At 61.7% G+C, this 17,794-nt stretch carries 8 protein-coding genes; 2 read left to right on the plus strand and 6 right to left on the minus strand.

Annotated features, from left to right (window positions below):
* Positions 1-94: 94 nt before the first annotated feature.
* The gene (locus tag NT26_RS17220; protein WP_052640556.1) at positions 95-835 is read right to left on the minus strand and encodes a helix-turn-helix transcriptional regulator; all 741 of its coding nucleotides are present in this window, start codon (positions 833-835) and stop codon (positions 95-97) included.
* Positions 836-1,126: 291 nt separating this feature from the next.
* Between NT26_RS17220 and NT26_RS17225 the strand changes: the two genes are divergently transcribed.
* Positions 1,127-2,890 (plus strand): glucan ABC transporter ATP-binding protein/ permease, encoded by a 1,764-nt coding sequence (locus tag NT26_RS17225; RefSeq protein WP_152336149.1) that lies wholly within the window; start codon positions 1,127-1,129, stop codon positions 2,888-2,890.
* 40 nt (positions 2,891-2,930) lie between these two features.
* Here NT26_RS17225 and NT26_RS17230 read toward each other — a convergent pair whose 3' ends face one another.
* Positions 2,931-11,438 carry a glycoside hydrolase family 94 protein gene (locus tag NT26_RS17230; protein WP_052640558.1) on the minus strand — a complete coding sequence of 2,836 codons (8,508 nt, stop codon included), beginning with the start codon at positions 11,436-11,438 and terminating at the stop codon, positions 2,931-2,933.
* 317 nt (positions 11,439-11,755) lie between these two features.
* Here NT26_RS17230 and NT26_RS17235 point away from each other — a divergent pair, with 317 nt between their 5' ends.
* Complete coding sequence (locus tag NT26_RS17235; RefSeq protein ID WP_244467635.1) at positions 11,756-12,928, plus strand: M20 aminoacylase family protein; 1,173 nt, start codon at positions 11,756-11,758, stop codon at positions 12,926-12,928.
* Between the two features lie 14 nt (positions 12,929-12,942).
* Here NT26_RS17235 and NT26_RS17240 read toward each other — a convergent pair whose 3' ends face one another.
* The 4 genes from NT26_RS17240 to cls are packed head-to-tail and all read right to left on the minus strand — an operon-like array spanning position 12,943 to position 17,792.
* The gene (locus tag NT26_RS17240; RefSeq protein ID WP_052640560.1) at positions 12,943-13,914 is read right to left on the minus strand and encodes a threonine ammonia-lyase; all 972 of its coding nucleotides are present in this window, start codon (positions 13,912-13,914) and stop codon (positions 12,943-12,945) included.
* 39 nt (positions 13,915-13,953) lie between these two features.
* Positions 13,954-15,387, minus strand: a complete 1,434-nt coding sequence (locus NT26_RS17245) for an aldehyde dehydrogenase family protein (protein ID WP_052640561.1) — start codon at positions 15,385-15,387, stop codon at positions 13,954-13,956.
* Between the two features lie 36 nt (positions 15,388-15,423).
* Positions 15,424-16,299: an endonuclease/exonuclease/phosphatase family protein gene (locus NT26_RS17250; RefSeq protein WP_052640563.1), complete on the minus strand. Its 876-nt coding sequence runs from the start codon at positions 16,297-16,299 to the stop codon at positions 15,424-15,426.
* Positions 16,300-16,334: 35 nt separating this feature from the next.
* On the minus strand, positions 16,335-17,792 hold the full coding sequence (gene cls / locus NT26_RS17255; protein ID WP_052640565.1) for a cardiolipin synthase: 1,458 nt from the start codon (positions 17,790-17,792) through the stop codon (positions 16,335-16,337).
* Positions 17,793-17,794 lie beyond the last annotated feature (2 nt).

Genomic DNA, 17,794 nt, shown 5'->3' on the forward strand with positions numbered 1-17,794 from the left:
ATCTCCTCCATCAACCGCGGCCGTTGCTGCACTGCGAAGAGCAATAGCCGCTTAAGCGGAGAAGTTCAATTTACTCATTTTCAGAATAGCCGAGTCAGATCACGATGCCCTTGCGCAGCGCGAGCGCAACCACATGCTGACGGTTCTTCGCCTTCATCTTGTCCTGCAGACCATTTATGTACCAGTCGACCGTGTGGCTCGATATCTGCAGCGTTCGGGCAATCTCCGGTGACGTCAACCCCTGAGTGAGATGGGAGATGACTTCCAGTTCGCGACGGGTGAGTGGAACACTGTCCGGTTCATGCTTCTCATGCTCCGAGGCCGCCCCCTGCAACTCAAGGTACCGCCACATGATACGCTTTGCTGCCGTATCGAAGAGACTGATCTCAACCGGTGAAAGGTCGACTGGTCGACCACTGATCGACATGTGGCCCATCAGGCCGTTCCGCCCATGGATAGGGAAGACATAGCCGTCGAGGATGCCGTGCCGCATCGCATCCTGCGTTAAGCGCTGCAGTCGAGCCCGCCGCGGATCGTTTCGCATCAGCGAAGCGGCGTCCCGCATCCGAAAGGGACGCTGAGCGACGAGCAGCATGCGTGCGACGGGATCGACCAGACCATAGCGCTTCGCGACATAGACCTGCCGCCAGTTCTCCGGCATCCGCGCAGCGAGAACATGCTCCGATTCACCGTTTTCCGGCTTTGCACGAAGTGACAGCTCGTAGAAATCGAACCGGTAAGAGCCCAGAAGGGCCTCAAGCTGGCCGACCAATTCTCCTGCAGTCTTCGCTTCGCCTGCAAGAACGAGAAGTTGCACAATTAGATGAACACTCAAAGCTGCCCCCAGCTCAATGCGATTGCCTGCCTAGACGGCGAATCTCCCGCAAGTGTTGATAATCCAGCAGCCATGGTTATCAACGGTTGAATTTGAATCGCTAGATTTAGCGCTTTGCGACGTAATACTGACAGAAACAGAATGAGCCGCCCTAGGTTCCCCAGCAGCCAGTGCAGAACTTTTCGACTTGCTATCCATTGTTCAGCGGGCCTTCATGCTGAGGCAGCTAGAGGCTCTGGCCAAACCGGGCTCTTGAGCCGCAGACGACATATCAGGAAAGGATAGCGGCAGGTGACGCTGTTCCAAGTTTATACGAGAGCACTGAAGTACCTGGCCGATAACCGGTTCCGGGTCGCCGTGGTCGTTCTTGCCAACATCGTGCTGGCGGTGATCACGATCGCCGAGCCGGTGCTCTTCGGTCGCATCATTGACGCGATCTCTTCGGGCGGAGAGGTAACCGCCATCCTGATGCTCTGGGCGGGCTTCGGCGTCTTCAACACGGTGGCTTATGTTCTCGTGGCCCGAGAAGCCGATCGGCTGGCCCACGGGCGCCGTGCTTCACTTCTGACCGAGGCCTTCGGGCGCATCATCTCGATGCCCCTCGCATGGCATCATCAGCGGGGCACCTCCAATGCGCTGCACACGCTGCTGAGGGCAAGCGAGACACTCTTCGGCCTCTGGCTGGAGTTCATGCGAACCCATCTTGCGACGGCGGTGGCTCTGCTGCTCCTCATCCCCACGGCCTTCTCCATGGATGTGCGCATGAGCATCGTGCTGGTGCTTCTCAGCATCAGCTACTGGATGATCGGCAAAATGGTGATGAACCGCACCAAGGAAGGTCAGGCTTCCGTGGAAGGGCATTACCACAACGTGTTCTCGCATGTGAGCGATTCGATCAGCAATGTCTCTGTGCTGCACAGCTACAACCGCATAGAGGCGGAGACGCGAGCGCTGCAGGACTACACGAAGAACCTTCTCGCCGCCCAATATCCCGTCCTCGACTGGTGGGCCTTGGCCAGCGCGCTCAACCGGACGGCGTCGACCGTCTCGATGATGGTGATCCTGATCATCGGCACCATTCTCGTCCAGCAGGGAGAGTTGCGGGTCGGCGACGTCATCGCCTTCATAGGCTTCGCGAACCTGCTGATCGGCCGTCTCGATCAGATGCGGCAGTTCGCAACCCAGATCTTTGAGGCACGAGCGAAGCTCGAAGAGTTCTTCATTCTCGAAGACTCGGTCCAGGAGCGCGAAGAGCCGGCCGGCATGGCCGAACTGACGGATGTTCGCGGCACGGTCGAGTTCAGGAACGTGTGCTTCGACTTTGCGAGCACCGCGCAGGGCATCCGGGACATCTCCTTCCTTGCCAAGGCTGGTGAGACGGTCGCAATCGTCGGTCCAACCGGGGCAGGGAAGACGACCCTCGTCAACCTGCTGCAGCGGGTCTACGACCCAAGGCAGGGACAAATCCTCATTGACGGGATCGACATTTCGACCGTTACCCGACGCTCCCTCCGCCACTCCATCGCTACCGTCTTCCAGGACGCCGGCCTTCTCAACCGCTCGATCACCGAAAACATCCGGCTTGGCCGTGAAGGCGCTACGGAGGAGGAAATCACCAGGGCCGCAGAGGCTGCCGCGGCGACGGACTTTATCGAGAGCCGTCTCACCGGCTACGATACGTCCGTCGGAGAACGCGGCAATCGCCTCTCTGGCGGCGAACGCCAGCGCATCGCAATCGCGCGCGCCATCCTCAAGAATGCTCCAATCCTGGTGCTGGACGAGGCGACCAGTGCCCTCGATGTCGAAACGGAGGCCAGGGTCAAGGCGGCAATCGATCGTCTGCGGGAGAACCGTACCACCTTCATCATTGCCCATCGCCTTTCGACCGTCAGGGATGCTGACAAGGTAATCTTCCTCGACAATGGTCGCATCGTGGAGATGGGCACGTTCGATGAACTGAGCCGTAGCGGCGGCCGCTTTACCTCCCTGCTTCGGACCAGCGGCATCCTGACGGACGAAGAGCACGCGAGCAGCATGTCCGTGGCACAGGCCTGAACAACAGGGAAGATCTCGTTCCGATGTCTTCCCTGTCTCTTTAGGCGATAACCTGTTCCCGCATCCTTCTGCTGGAAACCTCCGACAGCAGGATACCTTGGTCGCCGTCTACTTGGATGCCGTTGACCGAAACCGAGAGTCCCTCCTCGCGTCTCTCGACGACCACATTGTAGCGGACACCATCGACCATGATCTCGGCTGAGTAACCCAGCCAGTCGGCTGGTATCGTCGGTCGGACCACAAGACGCTCCGCCTCCCGGCGGATGCCGAGAAAGCCCTCGACTGCGACTCGGTACAGCCATCCGGCCGAACCCGTATACCAGGTCCAACCACCGCGCCCGGCGAGATCCCCGGCACCATAGACATCGGCTGCAACCACATAGGGTTCCACCCGATATTGCTCCGCAGCTTCCGCATCCCGTGTATGATTGATCGGGTTAAGGAGGTTGAAGCAACGCCAGGCTTCATCTGTTCGCCCGAGCCGGATCAGCGCGAGCACCACCCATGCCGCCGCATGGGTGTATTGCCCTCCGTTTTCGCGCACGCCGGGCGGATATGCCTTGATATAGCCGGGGTCTACGGCCGCTTCTGCGAACGGAGGCGTGAAGAGCCGGATGATCCCCGTATTGTCATCGACGAGCTCCGAAAGGACAGCATCCATCGCCTGAGCAGAGCGTTCGGGATCGCCTGCCCCGGAGAGAACACTCCATGACTGAGAAAGGGAATCGATCCGGCACTCTGTGTTTTGCGCCGAGCCGAGCGGGGAACCATCATCGAAATAGCCGCGCCGATAGTAGGCCCCATCCCAGCCCGCAGTCTCCAGCGCTTCTTTCAGCCGCGCGGCATGCTCCTTCCAGAGCTCTTCACGAGACAGGTCTCCACGTTTTGCGGCATGGACGGCAAACTCGGTAAGCGTGCCGAGAAGGAACCACCCAAGCCAGACGCTCGAGCCCTTCCCGCCAATGCCAACGCGGTTCATTCCGTCGTTCCAGTCACCCCCGAGGATCAGCGGCAATCCATGTTCTCCGGTCCGGCTGACAGCCAGATCGAGAGCGCGGGCCGCGTGTTCATAGAGGGTGGCCGTTTGCGAGCTGGCGCCAGGCTCGAAGAAGGAGTCGTGCTGTCTCTCGTCGAGGATCGGACCCTCGATGAAGGGAAGCTCCTCATCGAGGATGGTGTCGTCCCCCGTTACCCGCATATATTCGTTTGCGGCGTAAGCGAGCCAAACCACATCGTCGGCGATCCGGGTGCGCACGCCGGCTCCTCCCTGCGGTAGCCACCAGTGCTGCACGTCTCCTTCCGGGAACTGCCGCGATCCGGCCGCGAGGATCTGCTCCCGCGCGAGCGACGGCTGCTGGGCGAGGAAAGCCAGCGTGTCCTGCAATTGGTCACGGAAGCCATATGCCCCACTGGCCTGATAGAAGGCGCTGCGCGCCGTGATGCGGCATGCGAGCGCCTGGTAAGGAAGCCAGTGGTTCACGAGGGCGTCGAAGGCCTTGTCGGGTGTGGCGACCGACAACCTGCCGGTGAGATCACGCCAATGGCGCCTGGTCGCATCCAAGATCTGGCCGGGATTTTCGGTTCGAATTTCGCGCAGCAACGCGATCGCTTCCTCCGCTGTCTCGGCGTCCCCTAGGTAGAAGGCTATTTCCTTCTCCTCGCCGGGCGCGAGCGTGACTTCGCAGGCGACCGCCGCGCATGGATCACCGTCAATCCCAACCGAGCCGTTCAGATCCTCCAGGGATGCCAGCGCAGCCGGATAGGCGATCGATCCAAAGCGGCCGATGAAATCGCGACGGCTGGTCGTGAAGCTGGAAAGCTCTGTATTCGCACCTAAGAATGCGTGACGGCGATAGGCGGTGTTGAAGCGGTTCGTCGCCAGCAAAGCACCCGTCTCGGGGTCATTGCTCGTAACCACATAAGGCATCGTCCTGGCCGAGCTGTTTCCAAGCAGCCATTCGGCATAGGCGAACACTCGCAGTTCCCGTGGGGTCGAACCTTCGTTCCGGACGCTGAGCGACGAGATCTTGACCGGACGCCGCTGGTCAACCGTCTGCGTCAGCGTGATCTTCAATCCCTCTTCGCGGGTCGAGAAGCTAGAATAGCCGAGCCCGTGACGCGCCTCGAAGACAGTGTCAGACTGTCTTGCGAGGGCCGCGAAGGGGCTGATGACGGCCCGGCTGTCGCGGTCAAGGACGTAGAATGCCTCGCTCGGCCGGTTGACTACAGGATCGTTCGTCCAAGCGGTAAGCTGGTAGTCTCGCGAGTTCTGTGACCAGGTGTAGCCACCGCCCTCAGTTGCGACATGGAAGCCGAACCGCTCGTTGGCGACGACATTGATCCAGGGCTGCGGGGTGTTCTGGCCGCCGCGGAGGCGAACTACGTACTCGCTTCCGTCCTTGTCGAACCCGCCGAAGCCATTCCAGAAGTCCAGACCTTCACTAAGCGCCGACCCGGATGCGGTCAGCGGATCGTGAGCGGAGACCAGCGGCCGCTGGTAGGTCGTCGCATCGGCAGGTGTCGAGAATAGCGAGACTGCACGGTTGATCTGGTCGATGAGCTTGCCGTTGCGGGCATGAAGAACGATGCGCGCCGCAGATATGATTGCGTCGAAGGTTCCCTCGTCCATGAGATCCCGGCGCAGCACGAAAACGTGGTCACGCCCCGATTCTGCTTGGCTCGCCCGGCGCAGACCCTCACTCATGCTCTCGAGCGCATGCTGCATTTCCTGTGCGTAGGAGGAAGCCTGCTCGTTGATGATGACAAGGTCGGCGACGACCCCGCGTGAGCGAAGGTATTCCTGGGCGCTCAGCGCCTCCTTCGCCACGCCCACATCCATGTCGTCATTGATGCGCAGGACAAAGATCGGGTGGTCTCCGGATATGGCCATGGGCCAAAGTGCCGATTGCGGCTGCAGACCAGAGAGCAATGTCTCCTGGTCCGAGCGGAGATGCATGTCCGAGTATATCAGGTAGCGGGCCAGGTGCTGGAACCCCGCGGCCTGCTGGGAGCTTACGCCCAGATGGCGCATCTGGACCTGGGTTCTCGTCCACGCCTGAACCAGCTCGTGAGCGAAGGCATCCGGATGGCGATAACGCTCTATCGCCTGATCAAGTTCGTCGCGCTTCGGTGCGGCAATTGTCCAGAAGATCATGGTGATCTTCTTGCCGGCGGGGACTCGGACGACACGCCGAAGCGACATGATCGGATCGAGAGTGAAGCCGTCGGTCCCCGAGAGGGCGGCGTCCCTGTCGAAGGCTGCGGCCTCTGCCAGGCTGCGGCCACGCCCGAGGAACTTGCGTCGGTCCGTTTCGAATTCGGTCGGCCGGGCCGAGCCGGCATTGTCGGCCGCCAGATGGGCAACCATCATGTCCGGATCGTTCGGGGTGCGCTTGTTTCGCCAGGCACGGATAACATCGCCGCGCTTGCCGATTTCGGTGCGTACGAACATTCGCGAGAACACGGGATGGGCGTTGTCGTCCTGTTCCATCGCCAGAACCGGTTCGAGATAGGACGTGATCTCGATGAAGCGATCGTCATCACCCATGTTCAGCAATGTCACCCGGCGCCCTTCGGCGTCGTGTTCGCTGGCAACAATGCACTCCACCACGCTTGTCAGGTCGCCGACGGTCTTGTGGAACTCCACCTTGTCGTCACCGAACATGGTCCGCGCAGTTTCACCTTCAGCGCGCCGGGGCTCGGCGGTCGTCGACCACCACTCGCCTGTCGCCGTATCGCGGAGGAAGATGAACTGGCCCCAGCGGTCCTCGGTAGGATCCGGCTTCCATCGCGAGACAACCTGTCCGTTCCAACGGGAAGCGCCGGAACCGGTCGCTGTCAGCATTACCGAGTAGTGGCCGTTGGAGAGGAGAGCGATCTCGCGATCCCGGAACGCCGGGTTCTCGATCGTACGGATCTCCGGCCGCAGCAGTTCTGACCGACCTCTGCCGGGTGTCTCCTCGTACTTCGCGCTCATCACCGGAACGTCGCGCGGGGCCTTTTCCTGCAGCAGGAGCTCCGCGGCCTCGATGACGGGATCGGCATGGAAGAGCTCGCGGAGATAGCCGTTGAAGACAACGTTCGCGACCGCAGCGATCGACATGCCATGGTGGTGTGCATAGTAGTTGTAGACGACAGCGCAGCGGGAACCGGCGGGCACGCGAGTAGGCGTGAAGTCTACGGCATCGTGGAAACCGTAGCGCCCAAGCGCTCCGAGCTTCTGGAGATTCTGGAGGTTGTCGATGGCGGCCAGCGGATCGTACTGGCTGGCCAAGATCGAGGCATAGGGTGCGATGACCGCGTTCTGCCCCAGCCCGCGCTTGAGGCCGAGCGTCGGAACCCCGAAGTTGGTGTACTGATAGTTCAGCAGGTGGTCGCGGGCGTTGAATGCTGCTTCCGATATGCCCCATGGCGTGCCAAGCCGCCGTCCGTGAGCGATCTGTTCCCTCACGACGAGGTTGTTGGTCTGGTTGAGGATACCTCCTTGCCGTTCCTGCATGACGAGAGGCGGCATGAGGTATTCGAACATGGACCCGGACCAGGAGACGAGCGCGCCCTGGGCACCGATCGGCACCACCTGACGCCCAAGCCGATACCAATGCTCATTGGGCAAGTCACCCTTGGCAATCGCGAAGAGACTTGTGAGACGGCATTCGGATGCAAGCAGGTCGTAGCAGGCCTCATCCAGTTCGTTGCCGTCGAGCCGGTAACCGATGGAGAGCAGTCGGCGGTCCTTCCGAAACAGGAAGGTGAAATCCATGCTGAAGGCGATGTCTCGCGCCCTGTCAGCGAGGGCGACGAGCCGCCTACGCAGAGGCTCGATATTGGCGTGGTCAAAGACGCTGTCGGAAATATGCGCCTCGCAGACCTCAACCAATTCGTTCGACCAATAGAGCAGTTCCTCGCTCAGCGGGGACTGCGTTTCGTGGTGAAGGTTTGTCGCAAGCTTTTGGATGTCGCGCGCCAGCACGGCGAGATTGATGATCCGGATCGATGCAAATTCGTGCTCCCGCTTGACGGCTGCGAGGGCATTGCCGAAGCCATTCACCCGCTCCTCGATCCTGCGCCGCAACGGCCGAACGGTCTTTCGGTCGTCGGGTAGCGCCTTGAGCGCCAGCGACAGGATTCCCGCCACGTCGCCGACGCCGTCGAGGCTTGACTGCAGGTGCGCAGAGGGTGCTTCCCCCCAAGCCTTGCAGGCCGAGGAGATCGCGATCAGGTGGCCGGCAAGATTGCCGCTATCGACTGAGGAAATGTACCTCGGTCCGAGTGGTGCAAGGCTGTCCGTATGATACCAGTTCACCAGGTGACCGCGGTATTTCTCCATCTTCCCGACGGTCTCGATCGTTCGCTCAAGCCGCTCGATGGTCTCCGCGAAGCTGATCCATCCGAACTGGCGGGCGGATACGACGGAAAGAAGATAGACGCCGATATTGGTGGGTGAGGTCCGGCGCGCAACGACCGGCTCCGGCCGCTCCTGGAAGTTGTCCGGCGGCAGGTGGTTCTCTTCTGCCGTCACGAAGGTATCGAAGTAACGCCAGGTGCGCCGGGAAATCTGCCGAAGTTCGGTGGCGACCTCGTCGGGAACGAACAGCCGATCTTCCGTCTCGGCGGACTGGCTGACATACCAGGCCACTAGCGGAGACAGTATCCACAGCATCGCGAAGGGCAGGCCGACGAGAAACGCGTTGTCGCCCGGGATCGCCGCGAAGATGATGCTAAAGACAGCAATCGTCGGCGCATGCCACATCTGCTTGTAATAGTCTAAAGGGCTGCCCTGGGCGCTGGACTGGATGCTTGCGGCAGTCTTCCATTCCAGCATGAGCTTGCGGCTGACGAACAGGCGATAGAGCGACCGGCCGATCGCGTCGGTCATCAGGCAGGCCGTATCGGCGATGAACACGACGCGGAGCGCCACCTGTGCATTGGCAGAACGGATCTCCGACCAGACGGAGTAGAAGTGGGCCCGCGGCACGATGTCCCGGCTTCTGGGCAGAAGGCCGGTGACGAGCGACAGCGTGGGCGCAACGAAGAGCAGGAAAATCAGGAATATCTGCCAGACAAGAGCGCCAAGGGGTTCGAAGAAGTACCAGCCAAGGACGGAAGCGAAAAACCAGGCGATCGGAGTCAGCGACCGGCGCAGGTTGTCGACCATCTTCCACCGGCCGAGCGCGGTGATCCCGCGGCTGGGATCGAGGATATAGGGCAGCAGCTGCCAGTCGCCCCGCGCCCAGCGATGCTGGCGGGACACCTCGACCTCATAGCGTGTCGGAAAATCCTCGACCAGTTCCACATCGGTGACGAGCGCGCAGCGGGCGAACGATCCTTCAAGAAGATCGTGACTGAGAACCGAGTTCTCGTCGATCCGACCTTTGATCGCCTGCTCGAACGCATCGATATGATAAAGACCCTTGCCTGTGAAAGTACCCTCTCCGGTGAGGTCCTGGTAGACGTCCGACACGGTGAAGACGTAAGGGTCCAGGCCGCGGCCAACGGAGAACACCCTCTGGAAGACGGATGCGTCCTTGCCCGTCGTCAGCGACGGCGTAACCCGCGGCTGAAGGATTCCATAACCTTCGATTACCCGACCAGAATCCGGATCGTGAACCGGCTGGTTGATCGGATGGTGCAGCTTGCCTGCCAGTTTGGTCACCGCATCGCGCATGAGCCGGGTGTCGGAATCCAGGGTCATCACGTATTGGACGCCATCCGGAATCACATTTGCGCCCGGCAGGAAGCTCGTGTCCTTGTCTCCTCGCAGGAGGAGGTTGAGTTCATGAAGCTTGCCGCGCTTCCGCTCCCAACCCATCCATACACCTTCGCTTGGGTTGAACAGCCGGCGCCGGTGGAGAAGGTAGAAGCGCGTCCGACCGTCGAAGGCATATCTGCGCGCGAGGTTGGCGACTTCCCGCTTTGCGTATTCGAGAATTTCGAGATCTTCTGGCGATTCCTCGACCTGGCCGTCCTTCCAGTCGCTCACCAGCGCGAAATAGATTTCGCCGCGCGGGTTCGCGAGATAATGGACCTCAAGGTTCCGGACCAGTTCATCCACCGTGTCCCGGTTCGTGAGCATGCACGGTACGGCGAGCAGTGTGCGGGCGTCCTCGGGAATACCGTCCTTGAATTCATACCCGACGAGGCGCGCCGGTCTCACGAAATAGGTGACCAGCGTGTTGAAGAGGCCCGTCGCTCCTTCCGATGCCGGCAGCGCAAACATCACGAGGAAGAGCGCAAGCAGCGGCCCCGGCATACCGGCTTCGGCGAGGAACCAGCCGACGACGATCATCGCCAGAAGCGTCAGCGCGACAACCGGAATGGCAACAGCCAGCCAATGTAGCCGCCGAACCTGGCGGATGGTGCGCTGCAGGAGCGGAGGGTTGTAACCCACTTCCGCCTCTAGCCGCCTGCGGCGGCGTCCGACGAGGAAGGCGCCGATATTGCGCTCACCTGCATCTGCACCGCTGCGCTCGGCCTCGGCTGCAAGCTCGACGGCCGCCCGTGCCACCTCGATCTCGGTCCTGGGGGACCGGCGCGCCAACTGCTCCACCCGGTTGCGGTAACTGTTGCGCGAGCCGAAATCGAGAGCCTCGTAATCGGACCTCTCGCGGAAGATCCGATCCACATGCGAGACGTCCTCGAACCAGACGCTCCACTCGGTGTCATCGATCTCGCGCAGGCTCTTGATGATGTTGCCCATCGTGACGTTGCCGGAGGCAAGGCGGTTGTGCTCCGCCATCATGACCTCTTCGGCATCCGTGCCGGCCTGCTGGAGCCGCTCGTCGAGCCACGACACCGCAAAACTGGATGTCTGCGAGGCGTTGCGAAGCCGGTAGAAGAACTGCGTCGCAAAGGTATGGTCCGCAGCGAAGGGCTCCATGTCCTTCAGGACACCGGCGCTGGCACCTTCGTCGTTCAGCCGGATGATGCGGTCTGCCAGTTCGTTCGCCCTGATCCGCATGCGCCGGGACTTGTCCACACGCACCGCGATCCGCCGGAGGTTTTCGATGAGCACGAAGCGAAGAATGGAAGGCAGCGCCCAGAGTTCACCGATTTCGAGCGGCTCCGTTTCCTGGAAGCCTTCGACGAGCGAAGCCAGCGACTCCTTCGAGACTGTGCTGTGGGTATGCGCCACATAGAGCCAAGCGAGCGCCATGACCCGCGGCATGCTGTGACCGCCGACGGTTACCCGGGGAAGCTGGCGATAGAACCTCCGTGGGAAGTCGCGACGAACCTCCTGGATCGCCTCTTCCACGATATAGTGATTGTCGATCAGCCATTCGGCCGCCGGCGTGATAGCCGCTCCCGCATCGACGTCGGCGGCGATCGTCCGGTAGATGCGAAGAATGTCCTTCTCATTGGAGCGATGGCGACCGTAGAATTCGAAGGGTGCGAACTCCGGAAGGCGCTGCAGCCCGTCACGGCCGAATACCTGCCCCAGATCCCGCAATTCCTCGTTCTTCATGTACGCCGCACGGATCGTGTCGTTATGATCGACATGCTTGACGTCGGTATCGCGGGGGGAGGCTGACGGAGTGCTGTGAAAAGACATGGTTCTTCTGTCTACGCTTCGATCTGGAGCCGTGGGGCACATGCCTGCAGGACAAGCCGTTCATCGTCGTGCCGATCAAGGCACCCTGGTGACCAGAAAGTCTCCGAGACCGGGGAAAATAGAGGGGAGTCTGGATTTTGCAAACAGCGTCTGCCTGAGGAGGGAATCGTGCAGTTCGCGCTTAACCCGCGCAGGCTGAACGCAAGCTGAATGACGGCCACCGCGCGTGTCTGGGCTTTCCTTGCGTATGCGCCATGCTATGGGTGCCCCCGCGGCTCCGACAGACTCTCAACTTTACCACGAAGGCAAGTAGAAACATGACGATTCATATCCCGAACGACATGCCGGAGTTGGTGGCAATCCGGCATCATCTCCACCAGCATCCGGAACTCGGCCTATCGGAATACGGAACGTCAGAATACCTTACCGGCATGTTATCCACCCTCGGATATGAGGTGACGCGGGGGCTCGCGAAGACGGGACTGGTGGCAACGCTCCGGAACGGCACGAGCAACCGTTCGCTCGGCATTCGCGCCGATATCGATGCCCTGCCGATCCTGGAGGAGACGGGGGCAGCACATGCCAGCAAGACCGATGGCCTGATGCACGCGTGCGGGCATGACGGCCATATGACCATGCTGCTGGGCGCTGCCCGGCTTCTCGCCGAAAGACGCAATTTCGATGGAACGATCCACCTGATCTTCCAGCCGGCAGAAGAGAATTTTGGCGGCGCCCGGCTGATGATCGAGGACGGGCTGTTCGCGCGCTTTCCGTGCGATGCCGTCTTTGCGCTCCACAACGATCCGGCCCTTCCATTCGGAGAAGTCCATCTGCGGGAAGGGCCGATCATGGCGGCGGTCGACGAGTGCCGCATCGTTGTCAACGGCCGGGGTGGCCACGGTGCCGAGCCCCAGGAAACGGCCGACCCGATCATTGCCGGCGCAAGCATCATCATGGCGCTGCAGACCGTCGTATCACGCAACCTGCATCCGCTCGATCCCGTCGTCGTCACGGTCGGCGCCTTTCATGCCGGACAGGCGAGCAATGTCATTCCGGAACGGGCCGAAATGCTGCTGACCATCCGGTCCTTCGATCCCAAGGTCCGTGACCTGCTCGAGGCGCGCATTCGTGCGGTGGCGGAGGGACAGGCGGCGAGCTACGGCATGTCGGTCAGCATCGAATACGAGCGCGGCTACGAGCCGACCGTCAACCACGCTGCGGAGACGGAGTTCGCCCGGCAGGTGGCCAGGCGCGTGGTCGGCCCGGCGAAGGTGCACGATGTCCCGCGCCCGATGATGGGAAGCGAGGATTTTGCCTACATGCTGGCCGAAAGGCCCGGCAGCTACTTCTTCCTGGGCACGAGGCGGACGGAGAAGGACCCGCCGCTTCATCATCCGCGGTACGATTTCAATGACGACGTCCTGCCGATTGGCGCGGCCCTGTGGGTCGAGCTCGCGGAGAGCTGGCTGCCAGCGAGCAACGGAGCCTAAGCAGACAGGGGCGTTCAACCGAACCGCTTGAGGGCCGCGTCGAAGACATCGTTGTCGATGTTGCCTCCTGAGGCGATGACGATGACCGTATCGCCAAGCGTTTCGCCATGAAACAGAGCGGCGGCGAGCGCCACGGCACCGCCGGGCTCGACCGCGATCTTCAGACGGCTGAACGCAAGCACGACCGCCTGAAGCGCCTCGTCATCGCTGACGGCGATGCCCGGTCCGGCAAGCCGCGACAGGATCGGAAACGTGAGGTTGCCCGGCTGGGGGGTGACGATCGCGTCGCAGATGGAGCCGGTCTGGCTGGCATTCCGCTGGATGGTCCCCGCGTCCAGCGAGCGCGCAAAATCGTCGAAGCCGAGGGGCTCACACGTCTGGACCCGAAGAGCGGGCGCCTTCGCTTCAAGCGCAAGCGCGACGCCGGACGCCAAGCCACCGCCGCCGGTTGGAACGAGCACATCTGCCGTCTCGATGCCCTCTTCCCTTGCCTGCTCCGCGATCTCCAGGCCAGTTGTTCCCTGTCCCGCGATGACCAGCGGCTCGTCAAAGGGGCGGATCAGCGTCAGGTTGCGTTCACTGGAAAGCCTGGCGCCGATGGCATCCCGATCCTCCGTTGCCCGATCATAGAGCACGACCTCGGCACCGAAGGCCTTGGTATTGGCGATCTTGATGCGCGGGGCGTCCGACGGCATGACAATGACGCTGGGGATATTGTGAAGTTTCGCCGCAAGAGCCACGCCCTGCGCGTGATTACCGGACGAGAATGCGATCACACCCTTTTCTCGAACCTCGGGCGACAAGGCCGAGATGGCGGACCATGCGCCCCGGAACTTGAAGGATCCGGTGTGCTGCAGGCATTCGGGCTTCACAAAGATCCGTCGCCCGGCAATCTCATCGAGGAAGGGCGAGGAAAGGAGCGGCGTGCGCCGCACCCGACCGGCAAGACGGTCGCGTGCGGCCTCGATCATCTGGATACTTGTCATGTTGGACCCTGTTGAGGCGCCGATAGCCGGCGCCCTTGATCAGGGCAACGTATAGGCAGTTTTCACCACAGTGAAGAACTCGGCTGCGTATTTCCCCTGCTCGCGCGGACCGAAGGAAGACGCCTTGCGACCGCCGAACGGCACATGGAAATCGACGCCTGCTGTCGGAAGGTTGACCATGACCATGCCGGCCTCGGAGTTGCGCTTGAAATGCGTCGCATACTTGAGGCTGGTGGTGGCGATGCCCGCCGACAGGCCGAAGGGCGTATCGTTGGCAACAGCGAGAGCTTCGTCGTAATCCTTCACCCGGATGACGCTCGCGACCGGACCGAAGATCTCCTCACGCGAAATTCGCATCTGGTTCGTCGCTTCCGTGAAAAGCGTCGGCTGCAGGTAGAAGCCAGGGGTTTCGCGCTCGATGCGCTCGCCGCCGAACTCTAGCTTGGCGCCTTCCTTCTTGCCGATCTCGATATAGTCCATGTCCTGCTGGAGCTGCTTCTCGTCCACGACCGGGCCGATATGCGTTCCCTGCTTGAGAGCATTGTCGACGTTGAGCGCCTTCAGCTTATCCGTCAGCGCCGCCACGAACCTGTCATGGATGCCTTCGGTCACGATGATGCGCGACGAAGCGGTGCAGCGCTGACCGGTAGAGAAGAAGCCGGAATTGGCTGCCGCTTCCACGGCGACCTTGAGATCGGCATCGTCCAGAACCACCATCGGGTTCTTGCCGCCCATTTCCAGCTGGAACTTACGGTTATGCTCGATGGACGCGAGCGCCACGCGCTTGCCCGTCCCGGTGGAGCCGGTGAATGTGATGCCGGCAAGATCCGGGCTGTCCAGCATGGCCTGGCCGACGACGGAGCCGCGGCCCATCACTAGGTTCAGCACACCCTTCGGCAGGCCCGCACGATGCAGAATGTCGACGATCGCCCAGGCGCAGCCCGGCACCAGGTCGGCAGGCTTGAACACGACAGTATTGCCGTAGCAGAGTGCCGGCGCGATCTTCCAGGCCGGAATGGCGATCGGGAAGTTCCACGGGGTGATGATGCCGATGACGCCGAGCGGCTCGCGGGTAATTTCCACGCCGATGCCCGGACGTGCGGATGGCACAACCTCGCCCGTCAGCCGCAGCGCTTCGCCGGCGAAGAAATCGAAGATCTGAGCGGCACGGATGGTTTCCCCGATCGCCTCCGGCAGCGTCTTGCCTTCTTCCCGCGCCAGGAGCTTGCCGAGCTCCTCCTTGCGCGCCAGGATTTCGTCCGCGGTCTTCTTCAGGATCGCGTGGCGCTCGAGGATTCCGGACTGTGACCACTTGGGGAAGGCTGCCTTGGCAGCGGCGATCGCCTGACGGGCATCTTCGGCCGAACCCTGTGCATAAGAACCGACGACATCGTTGGTGTCGGAGGGACTAATGTTCTTGGAGGCGTCGCTGCCCACCCATTCGCCGGCAATGAGGTTCTGGTAGATGGTCATGATGCACGCTCCTTGTGTCTTCGGTCGGGGCCTGACTTACGACGTCGAGCTGTCGCGTTCAATAGTATGACTAATGTTTTCCGGACGCTCATCCGCAACCCCTTCCACGTTCGGCAGCAGGACGCGGGCCTTTATCGGCAGATGATCCGACGCCAGACGGGCAAGCGGCGTATCATGAGCGGCAACGGGACCTAGTATCTCGGGGCGGTTGGCCATGATCCGGTCGAGCGCCAGCACGGGAAGGCGGGACGGGAAGCTGGGCACTGCCGGGGGCAGACCGAAGATGGACGTCAGCGTGTTGAGCGAAGAGCGGTCGCCGAGGCGCCACTCGTTCAGATCGCCCATCAGAACAGTCGGCTGGTCGTCACGGGACCGGAGGAGATCGATGATCATGCGAGTCTGCTGGTGGCGGGACCGGTGAAGAAGACCAAGATGCGCGGCAATGACGCGCAGGCTGCTCCCGTCCTTCAGATCCAGTTCGGTCATCAGCGCGCCACGAGGCTCGAGGCCCGGCAGCTTCACCTGGTGGACGTCACGGATCAGTCCCTCGCGGAACAGGATCACATTGCCATGCCAGCCATGCGCTTTGGAGCGACCACCAAGCGGCACCGGCAACAGGCCCGTTTCGCGTTCGAGCCACTCGAGATCGAGGAGACCGCGACGCTCTCCAAACCGTGTATCGGCTTCCTGCAGCGCAAGCACATCCGCAGCGACCTCGCGGATCACTTCCTTGGTTCGGTAGGGATCGAACTTTCCGTCGACACCGACGCACTTATGGACATTGTAGGACGCGATCAGCAGCCCCTCGCCTGCATCCTCGCCGGACGCGCCGCCTGCAGCCTTCCCCCGTCGCCGGTGCTCCCGGATAGAGGCGAGAATATTGGCCGAAAGTCGTTCTCGTTGCGTCCTCATGGTTCTCCAGCAAGCGCAATCATTGATCCGCTCAGTTACAAATAGGGTGACCCGAGCCAGAGCATCCTGTCGAGCAGCCGCGCCGGGAATGGCCGGTTTCGCAACCCGTCCAGTGTAACCTGAGTTGCAGTGGAAATGGCGAGATCGATCCTTCGTTCCAGTTCCTGCGCGAAAGAACTGTCCATTACCTCAAGGTCGACCTCGAAGTTGAGGCGCAGCGAGCGTGGGTCGAGGTTCGAAGAACCGACGAAAGCCCAGCACCCGTCGATCGCCATCAGCTTGGAATGATTGAACGCTCCCGGCGCTCGCCAGATCCGGCAATAGTTCTTCAGCAACTGATCGAATTGGCCAGTCATCGCGCGGTCGACGAGCGTCAGATTGTTTGCCTGCGGCACCACCACGTCGACCTCCACCCCGCGCCTCGCAGCCGTGACCAGGGCGGTGATCAATTCCCGGTCCGGCAAGAAATAGGGGGATGCGATGCGGATCGACCGGCCTGCAACGGAGAACGCGCCCATCAGCATCTTGTGGTTGGTTTCGACACTGCGATCGGGACCAGAGGCGACCGCACGGATCGCCACGGGCTCGCCCGGCTCGCTCGTCGGCGAGATGATCTGCCATGGCTCGCCGTGAAGATCCTCGCCAGAAGTGAACCGCCAGTCGGAGGCGGCAATGGCAAAGATATCCGCAACGACCGGCCCCGTGATCCTGAAATGCGTATCAACCGCGCAATCTGCCCCGAAAAGTTCGCCGGAGAACGCTTCGCGAATGTTGACGCCCCCGGTGAATGCCACGCAGCCGTCGACGACCAGTATCTTCCGGTGGGTTCGCAGATTCGCATAGGGCAAGCGTAGGCCCATGATGACATTGCCGTTGAAGACATCGACCGTCACGCCACCATCGCGCAGCATCCCTAGCACGCTCGGCACGGAATAGCGGGCACCCACCGCATCGATCAACACCCGCACCGCTACTCCCCGCCGGGCGGCGGCCGTGAGGGCCTCGACGAAACGGCGCCCCACCCGATCGCGATCGAAGATGTAGGTTTCGAGAAGGATCGACCGCTGCGCCTCGCCGATTGCCTTAAGCATCGCGCGGTAGGCATCATCGCCTGTAACATGCGTCTCAATGGAATTGCCGGTGGTTATGTCGTGTTCGGTCACCCGGTCGCCCAGGATCTTCATTGCCGCGAAGCGCTCGCTGAACTGGTCGGCGATCATCTCGCTTGTCGCGTCATAGGCCTCGAAATGGTCACGGGCGTGGCCCAGGAGCAACCGCCGGTCGCTGATCGCGCTGCGGCGGATGCGGTTGATTCCGGCAATAAAGTAGAGGACCGCTCCGACGATCGGCGAAAGGATGATGATGCCGACCCAGCCGATTGCCGACCGTACCTCTTCCTTGGTCATCGCCGCGTGTATGGCAGCCGCCGCCCCCAGCACAAGCGAGAGCAGGAAGAGGACGTGGGGCCAGTACGGCTCAATGGCGGTCAGCATGA

The organism is Pseudorhizobium banfieldiae (assembly GCF_000967425.1).
In the GTDB taxonomy this organism is placed as follows: domain Bacteria; phylum Pseudomonadota; class Alphaproteobacteria; order Rhizobiales; family Rhizobiaceae; genus Neorhizobium; species Neorhizobium banfieldiae.

What these genes read in the sequence shown, in the direction of transcription:
- cls (WP_052640565.1), bottom strand. Translation starts at nt 17,792, where the DNA reads ATGCTGACCGCCATTGAGCCGTACTGGCCCCACGTCCTCTTCCTGCTC.
- NT26_RS17235 (WP_244467635.1), top strand. Translation starts at nt 11,756, where the DNA reads ATGACGATTCATATCCCGAACGACATGCCGGAGTTGGTGGCAATCCGG.
- NT26_RS17230 (WP_052640558.1), bottom strand. Translation starts at nt 11,438, where the DNA reads ATGTCTTTTCACAGCACTCCGTCAGCCTCCCCCCGCGATACCGACGTC.
- NT26_RS17245 (WP_052640561.1), bottom strand. Translation starts at nt 15,387, where the DNA reads ATGACCATCTACCAGAACCTCATTGCCGGCGAATGGGTGGGCAGCGAC.
- NT26_RS17250 (WP_052640563.1), bottom strand. Translation starts at nt 16,299, where the DNA reads ATGAGGACGCAACGAGAACGACTTTCGGCCAATATTCTCGCCTCTATC.
- NT26_RS17240 (WP_052640560.1), bottom strand. Translation starts at nt 13,914, where the DNA reads ATGACAAGTATCCAGATGATCGAGGCCGCACGCGACCGTCTTGCCGGT.